General features: G+C 59.7%; 2 protein-coding genes. Both read right to left on the bottom strand.

What is annotated here, in order from left to right; genetic code table 11:
* Window positions 1–120: 120 nt before the first annotated feature.
* Window positions 121–516 carry a hypothetical protein gene (locus tag BMW72_RS18245; RefSeq protein ID WP_092113180.1) on the bottom strand — a complete coding sequence of 132 codons (396 nt, stop codon included), beginning with the start codon at window positions 514–516 and terminating at the stop codon, window positions 121–123.
* A 127-nt stretch (window positions 517–643) separates the two neighbouring features.
* A complete protein-coding gene (locus tag BMW72_RS18575) occupies window positions 644–1150 on the bottom strand; it encodes a hypothetical protein (RefSeq protein ID WP_134450344.1) in 507 nt (168 codons plus the stop codon).
* Window positions 1151–1431 lie beyond the last annotated feature (281 nt).

Here is a 1431-nt window from a genome sequence, read left to right as displayed (position 1 = left end):
TCGGCGGCATCACACCCACTCAAGCCATGCAACGACTACTGTCAGAGCCAGAAATACCCATCGTTGCGACGACCGGTTGAATCCGCCGAACCCTCAACGGGACGGTTTGGGTCTAATTCTTCAGAGGGATTCGTGCCAGGACCGTCGAGTTGCGAGCCGGGCGGTCAGAAAGAGAGCAACGCCCAGGACTCCGAGGATCGCGGCGATCGTGATTCCCCAGTCCCACACGCTGGTCTGGGTATGTACTAGGAGGAGTTCATGCTCGCTTGTGAAATAGGAGCATTGGACCCTAATGGGGAAGAACGAAAATGCGCCGTCCGTAGTCCAGCCTGCTGAGGGCAGAGGCAGACTGCCTAGCTCGGGGTTCTGATCGCAGGATTCTCTGAGACCCGCATGGGAGATGACCGCGAACTGAAGCCCCGCCAGGGCGATGAGGGCCATCGACGGAATGCCGAGGATCCAGGACCGCGCGGTCACGGCGAGGAGCACGGGAAAGGCCGGTCTTTGCAGTTGCATTTCGTGTACCCCCTCCTTCACAGAGTATGTGCTGCCAGACACCGGGGTAAGCGTTTGAAGAAATCACCAGCCTGACAGAGTCAGTGCCCGTAGCCGAACGATGACCGGCACATGGAACCAAGAGGCCCTACCCGACTGCCAGTAAGCCAATTACCAATGAAACAGCGATGAGAGCGCTGGCGACGCCACCAACACGAAGCCACAGCGCGGAGTTCGTTAAAGCGACGATTGTGGTCCCGAGGAGGGCGGCTATCGTGGCGAATGGCGCGGTCACAGCTACCCCGTACCGGATACTCCCGTTCGGGTCGAACGGTGTGAGCACCACCCACGTCAGGATCCCTAACAGCATCAGTAGCGTCAGAGCGATCAGCGGTGCAGCGATCCGCGGAATCGACACCCGTCGTTGAATACCGATCCCGATCCCACCGAAGATCCCACCGACAACAGCCCCCATGACGATACCGAGCCACCCCGATGCCGGTGCTCTACCTTCCACTGACCAGCCGATAACGGATGCAATATAGAGCGCCGCTAACAAACCACCGGTCACTGCGGCGGTTGCCGATCCGGCAGCGAACCACAAGGCATGCGGATGGCCAGTTGTTGAAGCCCTTGCGTTGGTACGCGTGCTCACTACATTCCTAGCTGTCAGGGCCGGTTCACGTTCTCCCGCTGCCTCCATGATGGCACTCCAATGAGGACGGTATCTCGAAGACGCGCACGGATCCAACGCGGTCTCCTGCCCGCAAGCCGGACGCCCAGCGAGCGTGTTGAAACGTAATTCCGCTCAAGTCGATTGGCGGGCGAGTTGCCCGTAAGCGGAACGGCGGATTCAACCGGTCGTCGCAACGATGGGTATTTCTGGCTCTGACAGTAGTCGTTGCATGGCTTGAGTGGGTGTGATGCCGCCGAGTG

The sequence above is a fragment of the Cryobacterium luteum genome, from assembly GCF_900110125.1.
GTDB lineage: Bacteria > Actinomycetota > Actinomycetes > Actinomycetales > Microbacteriaceae > Cryobacterium > Cryobacterium luteum.
The sequence above is the reverse complement of the archived record's forward strand: the minus strand, read 5'-3'. Positions and strand labels throughout refer to the sequence as shown.